Origin of the sequence: Thermodesulfobacterium geofontis OPF15, from assembly GCF_000215975.1 — a bacterium.
GTDB lineage: Bacteria > Desulfobacterota > Thermodesulfobacteria > Thermodesulfobacteriales > Thermodesulfobacteriaceae > Thermodesulfobacterium > Thermodesulfobacterium geofontis.
This window is the reverse complement of sequence record NC_015682.1, coordinates 680,206-695,250: the sequence shown is the minus strand read 5'-3', so window position 1 is coordinate 695,250 and position 15,045 is coordinate 680,206. Positions and strand designations below refer to the sequence as shown.

Genomic DNA, 15,045 nt, shown 5'->3' with positions numbered 1-15,045 from the left:
ACTTGAGAAAAAGAAAAAAAATAATAAAATAAAAGTATGAATGAAAGTCCTGTAGCAAAAAAACCAGTCCTTTTTCAAACTCAAACAGGTTTATATCTTGGACTTGTATGTTTCAATCCTGTCTATGAAACCTTAAAATTTGTGCTTGAAAAAAGAGAATTTTTTGAGGTTGAGTGGCCAGCTTTAGTGAGTATTGAAGAAAAGGGGTTGGTTCCTATATTACTTGGTTTACCTTATTTTACCATCCAAAGAACTCAAATAATTTGGTATACTCTTCAGATACCCGAAAATCTTTTAAAATATTACCAAGCATTTTTACCTCATATTTTTAGCAATGCCCCTTTAGAAAGTTCTGCCTTGTCTTTAAAATCTACCAAAATAGATACTGATAAAAAAATTATACCCTTTCCTTTTAAAAAAGATGACACCCAATCTAAATAAAAAAATTCTTATCGCTCCTTCTCTTCTTTCTGCTGATTTTTCAAAATTAGCCCAAGAAGTGAAAGCTGTAGAAAAAGCAGGTGCAGATCTTTTACACTTAGATGTGATGGACGGACTTTTTGTTCCTAACCTTACCTTTGGACCTCTTGTAATCTCATCTATTCGTCCTCATTCAAATCTTATATTTGATGTCCATCTCATGATTGAATCTCCGGAAAGGTATATAAAAGATTTTGCAGATTCTGGAGCAGACTGGATTTCTATACATGCCGAAGCAACTAAGCATCTACATAGAGCCATATGGAAAATAAAAGAGCTTGACAAAAAGGCTGGAGTTGCTTTAAATCCTCATACTCCTCTTGAAATAATAAAATATGTTCTTGAAGACCTTGATTATGTTTTAATAATGACTGTTAATCCCGGTTTTGGTGGGCAAAAATTTATTAAAAATTGTCTTTCTAAAATTAAAGAACTTAAAGAGTTAATAGAAAAGAGAGGACTTAATACTTTAATAGAGGTTGATGGAGGAATTAATGCAGAAACAGCTCCTGAAGTAATAAAAGCTGGGGCAAAAATTCTTGTTGCAGGCTCTGCTATTTTTGGAGAAAAAGATTATGCAAAAGCTATTGAAGCTTTAAAATCCTCCACATAAATTTTAAACTCTTAAAACCGTCCCTTAAAAAACTTATTATTAAAATTAACCACAAAGAAAAAAATAGGCTTTTAAAATATATATATTCTAATATTAATAAAAGAGCAATAAAAAAAGAAAGCCAGATTTTTTCATAAGCCCATTTGGGAGAACTTTTGACTAATCCCCTTTTAAAGAAAAAGAAAGAAAGAGAAATTATATTAATCCAGAAAAGGTTTTTAGCTAAGGGAAAGCTTAGAAGCAATCCCAAAGGGTAAATTAAAGAAAGAAAAGATATAAAAAAATTTTTTAAATTTTTTCTAAATTCTTTTATCTTATACCAAACTCTATGAAAATAAGGTATAGCACTTATATAAGAAAAAATGGCTATTATCCATAAGAAAAGATTGATGAGAGATTTAAAAGAAGGAAAATGAATGTATAAGAGAACAGCAAAACCTGCAAAACTCATTTGGAAGAGTGTTTTTAATTTTGCAATTTTTGAAACCTTTATTTTATCTGGAAACCAGCTCCTTAAAAAGGAAACAAGAATTTCTCTTAATATAATTAAAAATACAGGTAAAAAACTAAAATAATTTAAATAAACTAAAACTAAATAAACTGAAGAAACAAAAATTTTATCTGCAATGGGATCAAGGATGGCTCCAATTGAAGTAACCTTTTTATATTTTCTTGCTAAAATACCATCTAAATAATCAGTAATCCCAAGCAAAAAACCAGCTACCAAAGCTCCTATTTTAGCTGAATAAGACTCTGAAAGAAGGAGTAAACACGGGAAGGGTAAAAGAAAAATTCTTAAAAGAGTAAGTCTGTTTGGAGTAATTAGTAAATACATTTTCTAAGCTAATTTTTATATTATACTATTTTTGTTTTAAAAACTTAAGAGGGGTATTTAAAAATTGATTGAAAAAGAAACCTTAATTTTTGGTCCAGTAAAATCAAGAAGACTTGGTAGATCCTTAGGAATTGAATTGGTTCCTAAGAAAGTCTGTACCATGAATTGTATTTATTGTGAAGTAGGAAAAACAACAAATTTGACCTTAGAGAGAAAAGAATATTATCCTTGGGATTTAATAGAAAGATCTATACTTCAGGCTAAGGAAATAGAGGATACTTTTGATGTTCTTACTTTTACAGGAAGTGGGGAACCTTCCTTAAATATTCATTTTGAAAAAGCTTTAAGATTAGCTAAAAAAATTATTAAAAAACCTGTAGCTGTTTTAACCAATGCTACTCTTTTAGATATACCTTCTATAAGATCAGCTCTTGCAGAGGTAGATATAGTTTTGCCCTCACTTGATGCAGGAAATCCTGAAACTTTTAAAAAAATTAATCGTCCCCATCCTAAAATAGAATTAAAAACTATTATTGAGAACTTAAAAAAATTGAGAGAGGAAATGAAAGGAGAAATGTGGCTTGAGATACTTTTTGTTGAAGGAATAAATGATTCAGAAAAGGATTTAAAAGATTTAAAATCAGCTATAGATTACATAAATCCTCATAAAGTTCAATTAAATACTGTTGTAAGACCCCCTGCTTTTGAGAAAGCAAAGCCTCTTTCTTTTGAAAAATTGAAAAAAATTGCAGAATTTCTGGGAGAAAGGGTAGAAATTATAGTAGATAAAGAAAGGCTTGAAAAAGCTGTAGAAACCTTTAAAGATTTAGAAAAAGAAAAAATTAAAGAAATAATTTTTAACTATCTTAAAAGGCGCCCTTCTACTTTAGAAGAACTTTCCTCAGCCTTAAAAATTGAAAAAGAGGTGCTTGAAGATATTTTAAAAATTTTTATCTCCCAAGATAAAGTAAAAGAAAAACTACATGAAGGAAAAAAATTTTTTATAGTTGAATAAATGAAAGATTTTAAGTTTTACAAAAAAGTTATAGAAGCCCTTTTATTCTGTGCAGGAAAATCCTTAAAACCAAAAGAAATCTCTGAGATTTGTGATAATCTTCCAATTTCTGAAGTTAAGAAAATTTTGGAAGAGTTAAAAAAGGATTATTTAGAAAGGGGTGTAAGATTAGTTGAAGTAGCAGATGGATATAGAATAGAAACAATTCCAGAGGTAGCTGATTATATAAAAAAGCTACTTAAACCCAAAAAATTTAGATGGACTAAAGCCCTCCTTGAAACTCTTGCTATAATAGCTTATTTCCAACCTATAACCAGGGCTGAGATTTCAGCAAAAAGAGGCGGTGTAGATGTAAGCAGTTCCTTAAAAATTCTTTTGGAAAACGATTTTATAGAAATAGTAGGAAAGAAAAAACTTCCGGGAAGACCTGCTCTTTATGGCACTACAAAATTCTTTTTAGAATATTTTGGGCTTAAATCCTTAGAAGATCTTCCACCCCTTGAAGAACTTAAAAAACTTTCTGAATAAAATAGATGTCTGTAAAGGATGAAGTTTTACGTGAAGCTGAAATTATCAAATACGAAGGTGGAGAAATTCCAGAGGTTTTTTTCTGGAATAGCTATTTTTATCTAACTGAACCTCCTCCAAAAGGTTTAGGATTAATTCTTAATGAAGAAGAATTATTAGTTTTAAAAAGAGCTGTCATTGAAAGATATTTAGAAATTATTAAAAGAGACCTTACACCAGAAAATATTGAAAAGCCTTTTTATAGAGGTATTAAAAGAGCTATAGTTAATTTAGGAAGACTTAAAAATTTTGCAGAAAAAGAAGGTTTAGAAGATGATTTTAAGCTTGGCTTAGAAAAAATTGAAAATTGGATTAAAATTTTTAAAACTCAGAAACCCAATTTTCAGAAAGAAAAATTAAAAAAGTTAGAAGAACTTTTGAGGAGTCTTTTATGATAGGAATAATTGATTATTTAGCAGGAAATTTAACCAGTGTAGCAAGAGCTTTAGCTTATTTAGGTTATAAATGCTTTATTTCTTCTGATATCAAAGAGCTTAAAAAAGCAGAAAGAATAATTTTCCCAGGGGTTGGTGCTGCAAAAAGTGCTATGGAAAGTCTTAAAAAATTTTACTTAGATGAATTTTTAAAAGAATCCTTTTTTAAAGGGGTTCCTATTTTAGGTATATGCTTAGGCACACAAATCATTTTTGAATTTAGCGAAGAAGATGGAGGGACTAAAACCTTAGGACTTTTGAAAGGAAAAGTAGTAAAATTTCCACAACCTCTTCTTTGGAAAGAAGAAGTACTTAAAGTTCCTCATATGGGATGGAATAAAGTAAACTGGGTTAAAGAACATCCTGTATTTAAAGGACTTGATCCTGATTATGAGTATTATTTTGTACATAGTTATTTTGTAATCCCTGAAGATAAAGAGGTTATCTGTGGAATAACCTTTTATGGGGTTAATTTTTCTTCTGCTATAGCTTATAAAAATTTAGTAGCAGTCCAATTTCATCCTGAAAAAAGCGGAAAACCGGGATTACAAATTTTAAAACAGTTCTGTGAATGGAACCCTTAAAAATTTATTTTTTCAATATAGGAGCAATAACTGTTATCATCTGTTTTCCTTCTATTTTTGGTGGGCTTTCAATCTGAGCTTTATCTTTAACTGCTTCAAGGATAGCTTGTAAAACTCTATCTGCCATCTCAGGATGAGCAATTTCTCTTCCCTTAAAAACAATTCTTATTCTAACTTTGTTTTCATCTTCAAGAAATCTAAGAATATGTCTTATTTTCACCTCGAGATCATGTTTGTCTGTTTTTGGACTCAGTTTTATTTCTTTTATCTCTATTTGTTTTTGCTTTTTCTTAGCTTCCTTTGCCTTTTTTGCTTCTTGATATAAAAATTCTCCAAAATCCATAATTTTACATACCGGAGGATTAGCAGTTGGCGCAATCTCAACAAGATCAAGCCCATAGTCTTCTGCATATCTTAATGCTTCAGAAAGAGGAACAATCCCTATCTGTTTTCCATTAGGATCAATCAACCTCACCTCTTTTGCTTTAATTTGTTCATTAACTCTATACTTTTTCTTTAAATCCTTCTGCATCCCCCCTTTCCTCCTCAAAATGTTTTTAATTTTTTAAAAATTAGATTTATAAAGAAATTAGATTGTAACTTGAGCCTACGATGATTCATTTAATAGATATTCTGGCTGATTTTCAAGTTTTATTTTGTTTATGAATTCTTCTAATTTTATATTATTAATCACTTCTCCCTTTCTTGTTCTCACACTAATAACCTCGTCTTTTTCTTCTTTGTCTCCGAGAATAATCATATAAGGAACTTTTTCTTGCTGGGCTATTCTTATTTTATAGTTTAATTTTTCATTTCTAAAATCAGTCTCTACCCTAAAACCTTCTTTTCTTAAAATATCTACAATTTTTTCTCCATAGCTAATAGTTCTATCAGTAATAGTTAAAATTTTAATCTGAACTGGTGATATCCAAAAAGGAAAGGCACCTGCATAATTTTCAATAAGAACCCCCAAAAATCTTTCTAAAGACCCAAGTAAAGCCCTATGAATCATAATGGGTCTATAAAATTTATTATCCTCTCCTATATAAACAATGTCAAATCTTTCTGGAATATTAAAATCTACTTGAATGGTTGAGCATTGCCAAAACCTTCCTAAAACATCTTTAATTTTTAGATCAATTTTTGGACCATAAAAAACCCCTTCTCCAGGGTCTATCTCATATTCAAGACCTTTATTTTCAAGTGCAGACTTAAGTGCAGACTCAGCTTTATCCCATATTTCTGGAGATCCTACAAATTTCTCAGGTCTTGTAGAAAGGAAAATTTTATACTCGGAAAAACCAAAAACTTTAAGAAAATATATTACCAAATCTAAAACCTGAATAAGTTCTTCTTCTAATTGATCTTCTCTACAAAAAATATGGGCATCATCCTGAGTAAATCCTCTAACCCTTAAAAGCCCGTGTAAAACTCCGCTTCTCTCAAAACGATAAACAGTTCCAAGCTCACAATATCTTATGGGAAATTCCCTATAACTTCTTCTTTTTTGATTATATACATAAATATGAAAGGGACAGTTCATAGGTTTTAATTGATAGGCTCTATTTTCAAGTTCCATTGGAGGAAACATATTTTCTATATAAAAATCTAAGTGCCCTGAAACCTTCCATAAATCTCTTAAGGCAATATGGGGAGTATAAACTAATTGATAACCCCTTTTTAAATGAACCTCTTTCCAGAAATTTTCTATAATATTTCTTATAATAGCTCCCTTAGGAAGCCAGATTACAAGCCCAGGACCTATATCTTCTTCAATAGTAAAGAGTTCAAGCTCTTTACCCAGTCTTCTATGGTCTCTTTTCTTAATCTCTTCAAGCCTATCTAAGTAGGCTTTTAATTCTTCTTCTGAGAAGAAAGCAGTTCCGTAAATTCTCCAAAGCATGGGATTTTTTTCATTTCCTCTCCAGTAAGCTCCAGCTACAGAAAGAAGTTTAACTGCTTTTATTTCTCCTGTTGAAAGAAGATGAGGACCTTTACAGAGATCTATAAAATTTTCTTGAGAATAGATAGAAACCTTACTATCAGGCAGTTCTTCAATTAATTCAAGCTTAAAATCTTCTTTTAAATTTTTAAAAAGCTCTTTTGCTTCTTCTTTTGGAATTTCTTTTCTCTCTAAGGGAAGATCTTTTTTAATTATTTCTTTTATTCTTTCTTCTATCTTTTGTAAATCCTCTTCATTAAAGGGTTTTTCATAATAGATATCATAATAAAAGCCATCTTCTGTGGGTGGACCTATACCAAGTTTTGCTCCAGGAAAAAGTTCTTTTACTGCTTGAGCAAGCGCATGGGAAGCTGTATGGCGTAAAAATATGAGTGCTTCTTCATCTGAGGGGAAAATAGGCTCAAGTTCTAAGTTTTCTAAATCCTTTTCATTAAAAGAAAAATGCCAATCTATGTATTCTTGATTATACTTAAAACCTACAGGTAAATTAGAGCTTATTTTTTTGATTTCTGGAATAAGAGATTTTAAGGGTATGCCAGGAGTAAGTTGAAATTCTCCCAGACCTTTGATTTTAATTTTCAAAATTTAACCTATAACTCCTCAAGAAAAGATTATGGTAGGCGCGGGCGGGATCGAACCGCCGACCTCTTGCATGTCAAGCAAGCGCTCTTCCACTGAGCTACGCGCCTTTCTTATTTAAGATAACATAACAAATTTTCAAAAGATGTCAAGATTAAACTTCTTAAATATCTCTTAGGTTGATATTTAGGCTAATTTAAGTGGCTAATAATAAAAAAAGCCCGCACAAGGCGGGCTCTAAAAAAACATAAACTAAAAAAATCTTACCAGCTATATCTTAACATTACTTTTCCTGTATAGCCTGAGTAATCTCCGTTAAAGTCCCCTCTTCCTGAAATCTCAAGCCCAAGGTTCTTCGTCAAGCTTACATCTGCTCCCACCTGCCCAATAAATGTCGTCTTGTTTATGCTCTTTGTGAGCTTATACCTCGTTGGGTCACTCCTCATGTAATTAATAACCTCTACCTCATTCTTGCTCAATGCCTGCTCTACCTTACCCATAAGATAGAGCCTCACAGGATTGCCTCCCCACTTCGTATCCCCAACTACATTCACCCCTGCTACCACCTTCCACACATGCTTTGAATCTGGGTCATAATACCTATCCCATGCCGTAACTCTTCCTGTTGCACTGTAAGCCTTCGTCCAAAAACTATCAGGGTTATAATAGTTATACTTAAACCCTACCTCAGGTATTAACGCTATTCTGCCCCTGTATACCTTCCCTACCATCACCTCTCCTTCCATTCCCTTAACATGATAGCTCGCCTTCTCCTTCATCTCATAGTTTAGCCCTGTCCTACCCTCATAGTCGTTGTTTGTCTTAAACCCGTTAACATTAAACCTCAAGTATGCATCCTTCATAAAGGTCCATCTTCCAGTCATACCTACAGCAAAAAGGTCTACATCCCCACTCTTTGCTCCAGTTATGCTGTAATCAATATCTGTCCTTGCATAGGTTGCATAGAGACCAAGGGAAAGGTCCCTTGTCAAGAAACCGCCGAACCCAAGGTTAAATCCATAGGCGTCGGCATCAAACCCAAGGTCGCTTGCCTTAACCTTGGTATAAACAGGTATAAACCACATACCGCCACGATATGTCGCCCCACCCAATCCATACCCAAGCGGCATATCGCTAACCGCTTTTGCCAAATATATAGGCGAAGTTATGGGTAAATACTCTAAGAACAATCCTGAAATGAAAGAATTTATGAAAGAACCCGCCATTATACTGCTCACAGGTGACATAGCTTGCTCTGGAACGTTCAAAGCATTATACTTAAAGATGATCTTCGCATCCTTATCAGTGGACGCGTTATACCAGTTGACATCGATTACCGGATTGGCATAACCCCTCTCTAATCCTCCCCACTTGCCATTCACCGTGCCGTTATATTCTATCAATGCATATGGTGTGTTCGCGACAATTGAAGAGGCATCATTGTTCCAAATCCTAACAACCAAGGTTGCTTTATTTAGATCAAGCGTGGAGTTAGCATCCACATATATTGGTGCAGTAGCTGGACCAGTGCCAGGTGCCCCAAACATAAGCGCAAATTTATCTTTGAGTGTTACTTTTGAATTTTCTATGTATAAAGTCCTTATATTGTTTATAGCACTGCTTGGGGCTATCACGCTAACCGCTATCGTGCCTGGATTAGAAATCGTCACATTCGAAGATCCACTTATCACAATACCAGCTATGTCTTGCACCGACTTCGCTTTTGGAGCATCAACATTCACATATATTGTCCCCTCATTTGAAAATGTTGTATGGGAAGCTCCCTCTAAAACTAATCCGACTACTTTAGAAATTTCTGACCCCGAACCGCCCTTAACTGAAGTCTGAATAAGTCCCTTGTTTACAAGAGACCCAGAGCTTACATCATAAGCAAACACACCTAAAACCCCTTCTATTTTTACCGTAGAATTATCTCCCGATGCACTTCCCGCAGAGGCTCCAACATAAATAGTTCCTTCATTTGTAAAGTTCCCAACTCCTCCTTCAAATGAAACGCCATATACACTTCCAACATATACTGTAGAATTTGCTCCTAAAGCATTCCCAGCTGAAGCTTCAACATAAATTTGTCCTTTGTTTAGAAAATTATTTACCACATCAGCAAAAAATATACCATAGGCAGAAGCATATACATCTTCATCTATTATCAAATAAGATTCAGTTCCAACTGCATCTCCAGCTGAAATCTTAGTGATAATTTTGCCTTCATTAGTGAAATTCCCTACTTTACCCAAAAATCCATTGCCAAAATCAGTCATGTAAACTGTAGAACCATTACCTAAGGCGCTTCCTGCTTGTCCTGTAGAAATTATTGTTCCGGTATTTTTGAAACTGTTAACAGTGCTATAATCAACCCAAACCGGAGCACCTGCAAAAGCCCATACTGTTGAGTTAGTTCCTTTAGCATCTCCAGCAGAGACTGAAACACTTATAGTTCCATTGTTTACAAAGGAATTAACAACTTTACTAGGATCATCCCCTCCAATATCTACACCAAGAGCCCAACCAGAAATTACTTCAGAATTATCACCAATTGCACTTCCTGCCTTAACTGCTACACCTATATTACCCAAATTGGTAAAGTTAATTACATCAACATTATCCCCAATATAGACTCCATATACTCCTGCATTCCACCCAGGACCAAAATAAACTGTAGTTACCGAGCTTCCAGTTCCTGAGGCATTTCCAACATTAACTGAAACTAAAATGTTTCCAGTATTAAGAAAGTTATTTACTGGACCCAGAATCACAACTCCACTTATATAATCTGCCTCAACCTGAGAATTATTACCTATTGCGCTTCCTGCCTGCACATTAACTTTTATCTCACCTTTATTTATAAAGAAGTCTACTGCTCCTTCATCTGCCTCTGCAAAAACACCTACAGCATCAGCAGCACGAACATAAGACCCCTCTCCTATAGCATTCCCTACCTTCGCTGTAGTATTTATCGTTCCACTGTTCTCAATGTTAAGAGTGCCATAAACATCCCCTAAATATACTCCACGAGCACCTGCCACAGCATAAGTATAATTCCCTACTGCATTTCCTGTCTCTGCTACCGCATTTATGTTGCCAGTATTGGTAAAACTCAATGAGGCGTCATAAACAGATACACCTATCCCATTAGCATATGCACTAACCCCATAACAAAAACATCCATCATAATACCCTTCTCCTGTAGCATTCCCTACCTTCGCTGTGGCACTTATCGTCCCAGCGTTATTAATGTTAAAAGTGCCATAATCATAAACCCAAAAATATACTCCACGAGCACCTGCCACAGCATAAGTATAATTCCCTACTGCATTTCCTGTCTCTGCTACCGCATTTATGTTGCCAGTATTGGTAAAACTCAATGAGGCGTCATAAACATATGCTTCAAATATCCCTTCAGCAGATGCCATAACCCAAGAGTAATCTCCCTCTGCATCCCCTACCTTCGCTGTGGCACTTATTGTTCCAGCGTTATTAAGAGCGCCATTATCAACCCCTAAATAACATACTCCATAAGCACCTGCCCTAGTTGCTCCAGTTGCATTTGCATTAATATTTCCATTTTCTGTTATAACTAGATTGCTAAAGAGTCGACTATCTGTATAAACACCATAGGCATAACTTGATCCATCTGAATTTGCTGCATTAGAATTTACTGTTGCATTAACCGTTAGAGCCAATGGGTCTGTTGCATTCTCAACATAAATTCCATAAGTCGGTCCGCCTGAAGTATCAGTAGCGTTGTTAATTGGATTATTTTGAGTATAGGTAGATTCACTTGGTGGAATTGAAACCCCTATTTTTTCCGTGGCATAAACCCCGCTAACTAAAAGAATAAGAAACACCAATACCCATAATAACCTTTTCCAATTCATTCTTACCCTCCTTGCCTTTTAATACCACTACTTCTTATTTGCTTCCATTTCTCCTTCTGCTCTTTATTTAAAATTTTATCAATCTTTCTTCCTGCCTCTATTTCATTAATAACCATCTCAGCCCTTAAGCTATAAATCTCCTTTATCCTCTTCTTTATCTCACCCAAATCCCCTTCTTTCTCAAGCAATTCCTTAAGCTCCTTATCAAGGGCTATAAGTTTTTCCAATAAAGGTCTGTTCTTCGTCTCAAACTCATCTATTATCTTCTTTATGGACTTCACCTGATCTTCTGTTAGCTTTAGCTCTTGCTTAAAATCAAGGATTGTTTTTCTTCCTTGAACACTACCTCCAGCTCCCTTACCCCCCTCCTGTGAATAAGCATTAATTACTAAACTAATTACTAAAATTAAAACTAAACCAAAGGTCTTAAATAACGACTTTGACAAAAAAAGCGAATTCTTAAGAATTGAGCTAATCTTTGAAAATTCTGTCAAGTTTTTCTCCCTTAATCTAAATATAGTATCATTATTATAAAATCATAAAAATTGTCAATAAAAATTTTTAGCTATTTTTGGAATTTAAATGCTAAATACGTTTAAATTTTTTAAATTTTTTTTTAAATTTTTTTTTAAATTTTTTAAAATTTTAAGAAAATTTTTAAAAAATAACAATTTAAGGTTGCTTTGCAGATTAGTTGATATTTAGGCTAATTTATACTAAAATTAATTGCTAAAGTATGTTTTTTAAAAAGGGACTAATTTATATAAGCTTATTTTTGGGAATCCTATTTGTTACCATCTCAATTTATTCTTATAATCCCTATGATCCTGGAATAGGTGTTTCTGGAGCTGAAGAAGTTAAAAATCTGGGAGGTCTCTTAGGTGCCTACTTAGCATCATTAGCCTTTTTTTTATTTGGCTTTTTCGCTCTCCTTATCCCCCCATTTCTTTTATTTAGCCTTTTAGCATATTTTATAGAAATTTCTTTAAAAAGAATAGTTAGCATTTTTTTACTTACTCTTGTCTTACTTTCTTTAATTTCCTCTTTTTTATTTCAAAATACCGGTTTAAAAACTACCTATCTTTTAGGAAAATATCCTCTTAATGGAGGCTTAATAGGCGAGTTTTCCTCTTTAATAATTTATTATTTAGGTTTACCTGGATTCTTTTTATTACTTGGATTCTTTCTTATCTTAATCTTATTTCTTGGCTTCGGGATTCCCAAAAATTTATCTGATAAAATGAAAAAAATTTCAAAATTTAAAAAAGACTCAGAAATAGAAAAAGTTAGTCAGCCCTTAGAACCTACTAAATCTTTAGAACCTGAAAAGGTTTTAAAAGCAAGGGAAACAAAAAAAATCATCCCTCCTCCCTTAGAGCTTTTAAATGATATTCCTAAATTTTCTCATCATGTAAGACCTGAAGAACTTAAAGAAAGGGCACTTATTTTAGTATCAAAGTTAAAAGAATTTGGGGTTGAAGGCGAAATTGTGGGAATTAATCCTGGCCCAGTAATTACAGTTTTTGAATTTAAACCTGCTCCTGGAATAAAACTGAGTAGAATTCTCAGTTTAGCAGATGATCTTGCTTTAGGACTTTCAGCAAAGAGCGTAAGAATTATAGCACCTATCCCTGGAAAAGATGTAGTGGGAATTGAGATTTCAAATCCTAAAAGAGAGCTGGTTTATCTAAAAGAAATTCTTCAAAGCCAAGCTTTTAAAAATTCTGACTCCCCCTTAACTATTGCCCTTGGGAAGGATATTTCAGGAAACCCTGTTATAACTGATTTAAGAAGGCTTCCTCATCTTTTGATAGCAGGAAGCACTGGCTCAGGGAAAAGCATCTTTCTTCATAGCGTAATTTTAAGTCTTATTTATAAAAGCACCCCTCAGGAAGTTAAATTTCTAATGATAGATCCAAAAAGAATTGAACTTTCAGTATATGAGGGAATTCCCTATTTACTTCATCCTGTAGTTTTGGATCCTAAAACCGCAACTAAAGCTTTAAGATGGTTGGTTAATGAGATGGAAAGAAGATATGCTATTTTTGAAGAAGTGGGGGCAAGAAATCTTGAGTCTTATAATGAAAATTTTGAAGAAAAATTGCCCTATATTGTGTTAATTATTGATGAATTAGCAGATCTTATGCTTATTTCTTTAAAAGAGGTAGAAACACTTCTTACAAGGCTTGCTCAAATGGCAAGAGCAGCAGGAATACACCTTTTAGTGGCTACTCAAAGACCATCAGTTGATGTAATTACTGGAACTATAAAAGTTAATTTCCCAGCACGTATTTCCTTTCAAGTTACTTCTAAAGTTGATTCAAGAACTATACTTGATACACATGGTGCTGAAAGACTTCTTGGAGCAGGAGATATGCTCTTTATGCCACCAGGTTCTTCCCATTTAGAAAGAATCCACGCACCCTTTATTTCAGAAAAAGAAATAAAAAATATTGTAGAATATTTGAAAGCCTTTGGTGAACCAGAATATTTGGCAGATTTTAAAAGTTATGAAGAAGAGGATAAAATTTTAGAAAAAAGTGAAAGTTTTGAAGATGAACTTTATGAAGAGGCTTTAAGAATTGCTTATAAATATGGTAAAATTTCTGTCTCTATGCTTCAAAGAAAATTAAAAATAGGTTATAATAGAGCTGCAAGATTAGTAGAAAAAATGGAGGAGGAGGGAATTGTTGGTCCGAGTGATGGTGTTCGTCCTCGTCCTGTTATTGGCCCTCGTAAGCAATTTTAATTCTTTAAAAGCTCAAGACGTAAATGAGGTTTTAGAAAAAATTCAGTTTTTTTACGAAAATATAAAGACCTTAAAAACAAATTTTATACAAGAAACCATTTTCTTAGATGGAAGCAAAGAAATAAGAACTGGTAAATTATTAATTAAAAAGCCAGGAAAATTTCGCTGGGAATACGAAAAACCTGAAAGGTTTTTAATTATCTCAGATGGGGTCAAAGTTTTTGTTTATTATCCAAAGGAAAAAGAGGTTTTAATTTATCCGTCAGGAAAGATGATCTCCTCTCAGCTTGCACTTGGATTTATGAATGGAAGAGGAAGTATTAAAAAAGATTTGAAGCTTGAAAGTTATGAAATTTTAAGCAAAAATACCTGGAGAATCTCTTTTCTTCCCCTTAAAAAAGACCCTCATATAGAAAAGATAGTCCTAACTGTAAATCTTGATACAGGAGAGGTAAAAGAATTCTATTTTATAAATACTGTAGGGGAGAAAATAAAAATAGTATTTAAAAATTTGGAATATAATCTTAATTTAGAAAACAGCCTGTTTGCCTTTGTTCCCCCTCGAGATTCAAAAATAGTTAATGTTTATCAAGAAAAATAGTTCATTTTTTAAGTTTAAATTTTATATAAAAGGCTATTAGAATAACACAGAAAATTATCAATCCAAAAGAGCCCTTATGTAGATATTCTTTTAATAGCATTTCATTTTTGCCAAAAAAGTAGCCACAAAAGGCTAAAAAGCAACACCAAATTCCTGCTCCAAGGGTAGTAAAAAAGGAAAAAAGATATAAATTCATTTTAGCAAAACCAGCAGGAATAGAAATTACATGCCTAAACCCGGGTAAAAGCCTTCCTACAAAAGTGCTTATGTGCCCGTGATTGTCCCAAAAATTTTCTACCTTATAAAAAGCTTTTTCTGTAATCAAGAAAAATTTTCCATATTTTTTTATAAAATAAACAATTACAGGGCGACCTATTTTTAAAGCGATAAAATAGTTAAATAGAGAACCTGCTAAACTACCTAAAACCCCAGATAAAATAACCCCTGTAAGTGATAAACTGCCTTTGTAGGCTAAATATGCTGCAGGGGGAATTATTATCTCACTTGGAATGGGAACCAAGGTTGATTCCAAAGCCATTAAAAAAAACACCCCTAAATAGCCACTTTTCTCAAAAAAGAAAAGTATTTGACTAAGAATTTGAAGAATAAATCCCATCCTCACTAATTTAATCTAAGTTAATTAATTTTAAAGCCTTGCTTTAACTAAATTAATACTTGATTTTGGAAGAAAAAGAGGGATAATAAATTATAAAGAATTAAAGGAGGGAT

14 protein-coding genes and 1 tRNA gene are annotated in these 15,045 nt (G+C 33.2%); 8 read left to right on the top strand and 7 right to left on the bottom strand.

Features of this window, described 5'->3' with window-relative positions; genetic code table 11:
* Nucleotides 1-36: 36 nt before the first annotated feature.
* Nucleotides 37-441, top strand: coding sequence for a hypothetical protein (locus TOPB45_RS03625; RefSeq protein ID WP_013909498.1), 405 nt, complete (start codon nt 37-39; stop codon nt 439-441).
* Nucleotides 422-1,093 (top strand): ribulose-phosphate 3-epimerase, encoded by a 672-nt coding sequence (gene rpe / locus TOPB45_RS03620; protein ID WP_013909497.1) that lies wholly within the window; start codon nt 422-424, stop codon nt 1,091-1,093. Before TOPB45_RS03625 ends, rpe begins: the two co-directional genes overlap by 20 nt.
* On the opposite strand, the gene pgsA is transcribed toward rpe, so the two are convergent.
* On the bottom strand, nt 1,065-1,928 hold the full coding sequence (gene pgsA / locus TOPB45_RS08545) for a CDP-diacylglycerol--glycerol-3-phosphate 3-phosphatidyltransferase (RefSeq protein WP_013909496.1): 864 nt from the start codon (nt 1,926-1,928) through the stop codon (nt 1,065-1,067). The genes rpe and pgsA overlap by 29 nt on opposite strands.
* Nucleotides 1,929-1,992: 64 nt before the next feature.
* Between pgsA and TOPB45_RS03610 the strand changes: the two genes are divergently transcribed.
* The 4 genes from TOPB45_RS03610 to hisH are packed head-to-tail and all read left to right on the top strand — an operon-like array spanning nt 1,993 to nt 4,528.
* A complete protein-coding gene (locus TOPB45_RS03610; protein WP_013909495.1) occupies nt 1,993-2,943 on the top strand; it encodes a radical SAM protein in 951 nt (316 codons plus the stop codon).
* Complete coding sequence (scpB, locus tag TOPB45_RS03605; RefSeq protein ID WP_013909494.1) at nt 2,944-3,471, top strand: SMC-Scp complex subunit ScpB; 528 nt, start codon at nt 2,944-2,946, stop codon at nt 3,469-3,471.
* A 5-nt stretch (nt 3,472-3,476) separates the two neighbouring features.
* On the top strand, nt 3,477-3,905 hold the full coding sequence (locus TOPB45_RS03600) for a hypothetical protein (RefSeq protein ID WP_013909493.1): 429 nt from the start codon (nt 3,477-3,479) through the stop codon (nt 3,903-3,905).
* Nucleotides 3,902-4,528, top strand: a complete 627-nt coding sequence (gene hisH, locus TOPB45_RS03595; protein ID WP_013909492.1) for an imidazole glycerol phosphate synthase subunit HisH — start codon at nt 3,902-3,904, stop codon at nt 4,526-4,528. Before TOPB45_RS03600 ends, hisH begins: the two co-directional genes overlap by 4 nt.
* A 4-nt stretch (nt 4,529-4,532) precedes the next feature.
* On the opposite strand, the gene infC is transcribed toward hisH, so the two are convergent.
* The 5 genes from infC to TOPB45_RS03570 form a co-directional block, all read right to left on the bottom strand.
* Nucleotides 4,533-5,060 carry a translation initiation factor IF-3 gene (infC, locus tag TOPB45_RS03590; protein WP_013909491.1) on the bottom strand — a complete coding sequence of 176 codons (528 nt, stop codon included), beginning with the start codon at nt 5,058-5,060 and terminating at the stop codon, nt 4,533-4,535.
* Between the two features lie 75 nt (nt 5,061-5,135).
* Nucleotides 5,136-7,073 carry a threonine--tRNA ligase gene (thrS, locus tag TOPB45_RS03585; protein ID WP_013909490.1) on the bottom strand — a complete coding sequence of 646 codons (1,938 nt, stop codon included), beginning with the start codon at nt 7,071-7,073 and terminating at the stop codon, nt 5,136-5,138.
* Between the two features lie 32 nt (nt 7,074-7,105).
* A tRNA-Val gene (locus tag TOPB45_RS03580) sits at nt 7,106-7,180 on the bottom strand.
* A gap of 153 nt (nt 7,181-7,333) precedes the next feature.
* Complete coding sequence (locus tag TOPB45_RS03575; RefSeq protein ID WP_013909489.1) at nt 7,334-10,966, bottom strand: autotransporter domain-containing protein; 3,633 nt, start codon at nt 10,964-10,966, stop codon at nt 7,334-7,336.
* A gap of 2 nt (nt 10,967-10,968) precedes the next feature.
* Nucleotides 10,969-11,460: a Spy/CpxP family protein refolding chaperone gene (locus tag TOPB45_RS03570; protein ID WP_013909488.1), complete on the bottom strand. Its 492-nt coding sequence runs from the start codon at nt 11,458-11,460 to the stop codon at nt 10,969-10,971.
* 242 nt (nt 11,461-11,702) lie between these two features.
* Here TOPB45_RS03570 and TOPB45_RS03565 point away from each other — a divergent pair, with 242 nt between their 5' ends.
* Together TOPB45_RS03565 and TOPB45_RS03560 are read left to right on the top strand one after the other, a co-directional pair.
* Nucleotides 11,703-13,715 carry an FtsK/SpoIIIE family DNA translocase gene (locus TOPB45_RS03565; RefSeq protein WP_013909487.1) on the top strand — a complete coding sequence of 671 codons (2,013 nt, stop codon included), beginning with the start codon at nt 11,703-11,705 and terminating at the stop codon, nt 13,713-13,715.
* The gene (locus TOPB45_RS03560; RefSeq protein ID WP_041430328.1) at nt 13,693-14,316 is read left to right on the top strand and encodes a LolA family protein; all 624 of its coding nucleotides are present in this window, start codon (nt 13,693-13,695) and stop codon (nt 14,314-14,316) included. The genes TOPB45_RS03565 and TOPB45_RS03560 overlap by 23 nt, the downstream gene beginning before the upstream one ends.
* A 1-nt stretch (nt 14,317) precedes the next feature.
* Here the strand turns inward: TOPB45_RS03560 and TOPB45_RS03555 are convergent, their stop codons facing one another.
* A complete protein-coding gene (locus tag TOPB45_RS03555; protein ID WP_236608023.1) occupies nt 14,318-14,854 on the bottom strand; it encodes a DedA family protein in 537 nt (178 codons plus the stop codon).
* Nucleotides 14,855-15,045: the final 191 nt, after the last annotated feature.

Coding starts and splice junctions, on each gene's coding strand:
- TOPB45_RS03575 (WP_013909489.1), bottom strand. CDS start 10,966: ATGAATTGGAAAAGGTTATTATGGGTATTGGTGTTTCTTATTCTTTTA.
- TOPB45_RS03555 (WP_236608023.1), bottom strand. CDS start 14,854: ATGGCTTTGGAATCAACCTTGGTTCCCATTCCAAGTGAGATAATAATT.
- TOPB45_RS03600 (WP_013909493.1), top strand. CDS start 3,477: ATGTCTGTAAAGGATGAAGTTTTACGTGAAGCTGAAATTATCAAATAC.
- rpe (WP_013909497.1), top strand. CDS start 422: ATGACACCCAATCTAAATAAAAAAATTCTTATCGCTCCTTCTCTTCTT.
- infC (WP_013909491.1), bottom strand. CDS start 5,060: ATGCAGAAGGATTTAAAGAAAAAGTATAGAGTTAATGAACAAATTAAA.
- hisH (WP_013909492.1), top strand. CDS start 3,902: ATGATAGGAATAATTGATTATTTAGCAGGAAATTTAACCAGTGTAGCA.
- scpB (WP_013909494.1), top strand. CDS start 2,944: ATGAAAGATTTTAAGTTTTACAAAAAAGTTATAGAAGCCCTTTTATTC.
- TOPB45_RS03625 (WP_013909498.1), top strand. CDS start 37: ATGAATGAAAGTCCTGTAGCAAAAAAACCAGTCCTTTTTCAAACTCAA.
- TOPB45_RS03565 (WP_013909487.1), top strand. CDS start 11,703: ATGTTTTTTAAAAAGGGACTAATTTATATAAGCTTATTTTTGGGAATC.
- pgsA (WP_013909496.1), bottom strand. CDS start 1,928: ATGTATTTACTAATTACTCCAAACAGACTTACTCTTTTAAGAATTTTT.